General features: G+C 68.6%; 1 protein-coding gene. It reads right to left on the bottom strand.

The annotated features are described in order from the left end of the window. Positions 1-4,137: amino acid adenylation domain-containing protein (locus tag ACYVOO_RS38865; RefSeq protein WP_461020444.1), on the bottom strand; the 4,137-nt coding region annotated here is incomplete at both ends.

Genomic DNA, 4,137 nt, shown 5'->3' with positions numbered 1-4,137 from the left:
AGCATCGCCGCCCACGCATCGAGGAGAGCCTGCGCGGAAGCCTCCGTCAGCAACCGCTCGGGCCAGGAAAGCGTGAGGGTCAGCTCAGGACCATCGGCCCGGTCCTGCACCGCGCCCAACACCTCCAGCGCATGCATCACCGGTGCCCGTGCGGCAGCGCTCGCTCCCACGCCCTCGTCCGACAGTGCCCACTGGCCGTCGCGCCCGACGAACTGGCGCCCGAGGTAGTTGAACCCGATCTGGGCCGAGGGCAGCTCCGCCATGGCGGGCCCGGTCTCGGGGTTGAGATAGCGGAGCATGCCGTAGCCGAGCCCGTCACCGGGCACAGCCCGCACCTGCTCCTTCACCCGCTTCAACACCTGCCCAGCGGCCGAGCCACCGGCACGCAGATCGGCCGGATCAAAGCCACCCGCCGCCAGCCGCACCGGCTGCGCACTGGTGAACCACCCCACCGTGCGCGACAGGTCCACACCCTCACTCAGCGGAACACGGCCATGTCCCTCCACATCCACCAGGAACCCGTCAGCAGCCTGGTCCTGGTTCCTGCTCCGGGCCCATTCGGCGACGGCAGCCGCCAACCCCGCCAGCAGCACATCATCAACACCCGCATGGAACGCGGCAGGAACCCCCGTCAACAACGCCGACGTCACCCCGGACGGCACCGACACCGACACCCGACGCACCGACGCCTCAACATCACGAACCGGATCCACCGGCCCATCCGTCAACAACGAACCGGCATCCCCCAGCAGCGCCTGCCACCCCGACAGCTCCGCAACACGCTCCGCACCCACCGCCCGCGCCGACACCTCACGCGCCCAATGCCGGAACGACGTCGACACCGGGTTCAGCGCTGCTCGCCGTCCCGCCGCCAACTCCTTGTAAGCGGAGGTCAGATCAGGCAGCAGCGCCTGCCAGGACACCGTGTCCACCACCAGGTGGTCCACGACGAGGACGAGCCGACCCTGCACCTCGGGCCCGGCATCCAGCCACACCACCTGAAGCATCACACCGGCCAACGGGTCCAACCGTTCCGTCGCGGCCCGCACCTGCTCGCCGACCGCCGCCGCAAGGTCCTGACCCGTGACGTCCACCCGTCGCACCAGCGGCTCGACCAGCACCGCTCCCCGCTCGGGAACCACCAGCCTGGCCCGGGGCGCCGTCTCCAGCCGCGCCCGCAGCACATCGTGCTGGTCCACCACCGCCTGCACGGCACCGACCAACACCGCAAAGTCCATATCAGCAGGAGTCACCACCGCACTCGACTGCGCGACCCCGCCAACACCGTCCACACCCACCCGGCCCAGCAACTCACACATCACCGGAGTCAACGGCACCTCACCCACAGGTGAGACGCGCTCGCGCTCCACCTGGGTGGCTCCTCCGACGGTGGCGACAGCAACGGCCGCCAGACCGGCCGGGGTACGGTGCTCGAAAACGTCACGGGTCGTGAGTGCGAAGCCCGCGCGATGGGCGTGGGACACGAGCAGCATGGAGAGGATCGAGTCGCCGCCCAGCTCGAAGAACGAGTCCTCCGCGCCCACCTGGTCCAGGCCGAGCACCTCACCGAACAGCCCGCACATCACCGCTTCCAGCGGTGTCTCGGCATCCCGCCCCTCGCTGCGGCTCTCCGGGTCGGGCGCGGGCAGGGCGTTGCGGTCGACCTTGCCGTTCGCCGTCAGCGGCATGACGTCGAGCGCCACCGTCGCGCTCGGGACCATGTACTCCGGTAACCGCTCACCCGCGTACTCCCGCAGCGCACCAGCGTCGAAGTCGTCGTCACCGGCCGGGACGACATACGCCACCAGCCGGTCCTCACGGACCACCACCACCGACTGACACACACTCTCGTGAGAGGCCAGCACCGACTCGATCTCACCGGGCTCGACGCGGAAGCCGCGGATCTTCACCTGCTCGTCGGCTCGGCCCGCGAACTCCAGCAGACCGTCCGCCGTCCAGCGGGCCAGGTCGCCCGAGCGGTACATGCGCCCACCCGACACGAACGGGTTGGCCACGAAGCGCTCCGCCGTCAGGTCCGAGCGACCCACGTAACCACGCGCGAGCCCAGCGCCCGACACATACAGCTCACCCGTCACACCAGGAGGCACTGGCCGCAGGAACCCGTCCAGGACGAAGACCTGCGCGTTCCCGATCGGGGCGCCGATCGCAGGCGGGGCGTCCTGGGCCGTGATGCCCTCGGCCAGCAACGTCGCCGTGGTGATCACGGTGGCCTCGGTCGGGCCGTAGGTGTTCCACACCTTCGACTGGGCCCGCCACTTCGCCGCCAGATCCGCAGTCAGGCGCTCCGCGCCCAGCACCCAGTTCCCCACACCCGGCACCGACTCCGGCTCCAGCACCCCGAGCAGAGACGGCACCACGCTCGCCACCTGCACACCGGCCTCGCGGATCATCGCGGCCAGCGCCTCGGGCTCCAACCGCTCCTCACTCGACGCGACGGCAAGACTGCCGCCTCCGCCCAGCGTGACGGCCACATCCAGCACCGCAGCATCGAAGGAGAACGAGGCGAACTGAAGCGCCGTCACACCCTCCTCCACACCGAGGACGGGACGCATCACCTCCGCCAGATTCGCCACACCACCATGCGCGACCGCCACACCCTTCGGCCGCCCCGTCGAACCCGACGTATAAATCACATACGCCAACTGCTCAGGCACCACCGGTACATCAAGCGCCCCGGACGACTCCACCGCGATCGCCGTCGCGACATCCCCGTCATCCAGCACCACCACAGACGCCGCGCCACCCGCGACCTGCGCCACCGTCTCCCCAACGGCCAGCACAACGGTGGCCGCACTGTCGGACACCATGTACGCCAACCGCTCCACCGGGTACTCGGGATCGAGCGGCACATACGCGCCACCCGCCCTCCACACACCCAGCATCCCCACAACCATGTCCACACCACGCGGCAAGCACAGGCCCACCCGCGACTCACGCCCCACACCCAGACCCGTCAAATACCGGCCCAGACGATTCGCCCGCTCCTCCAACTCCCCATACGACAGCACCTGATCGCCGGACCGCACCGCCACCACACCCGGAGCCGAAGCAGCCCACCCGGCGAACAACTCCGGAACGGAACCCGCCGACACAACCCGCGCCGTGTCGTTCCACTCCCCCACCACCAACGCACGCTCGGACTCCCCCAGCACGTCGATCTCGGACAACGGCGCCGCAGGATCCGCCGCCGCCTGTCCCAGGAAGTGCAGCAACGACCAAAGCACCGCCCGTGTCCACTGGCGGTCGTACAGATCTCCGTTCGCCTCAAGAACGATTTGTACGTCGCCGTCGGCAGAAGGGCCGTTCACCAGAATCCCGAAATCCTCGACCCGTCGGCTCGACAGATCACGGACGGTGCCGTGAAGGTCGCCGAACCGAAGGTCGTCGCCCGTGGGCAGAACATTCACGTAAGGCCCGAAGTGCCAGCGGTTGCCCTCCGGCCAGCCCAGTTCACGGCGCAGATGTTCCCCACGGAAACGCTGGTGTTCCAGCAGTTCGCCAAGTCCGGCCGCCGTCATCCGCACCATGTGTTCCAGGTCCGTGCCGGGCTCGGCGGGCAGCCGCAGCGGCAGCATGTTGGCCATGGTCGACGGCACCTGACGCGCTCGCTCGGTGGCCCTGCCGGTCACCGGCAGGCTCAGAATCACCTCGTCCGATCCCGTAAGCCGCCCCACAAAGCCGGCCAACGTCGCGATGACGCTTCTCGTCCAGCTCTCTCCCACGCGCTCCGCCACCGCGTGCAACGCCGCCATCGTGGACGACGGGAGAGTACCGGTTTCCCTCAGAATCCCCTTCTCATCTTCGGCCGCTTCCGGTGAAAACACTCGGGCGCCGGGGGCACTCACCAGTTCAGGCCGGTCCTCGAATCGATCGCGCCAGTATCGCCGGTCCTTCTCGTACTGTTCCGACCGCCGATAAGTGGCCTCCTCATCCCGCATGTCGCGCATGGCACGCATGGCGCCCATGGGGATGCTGTCGGAAAGTCCGGACGTCTCGTCGTCCGCGTCGAGGAGTGCCGTATAAACCTCCGCCACCCGACGCGCCACCAGTGAACAGGCGAAGCCGTCCGTCAGAAGGTGGTTGTAGCACTGGAACCACAGAAAACGATCAGCATCC

Source organism: Streptomyces daliensis, from assembly GCF_054782395.1.
The sequence above is the reverse complement of the archived record's forward strand: the minus strand, read 5'-3'. Positions and strand labels throughout refer to the sequence as shown.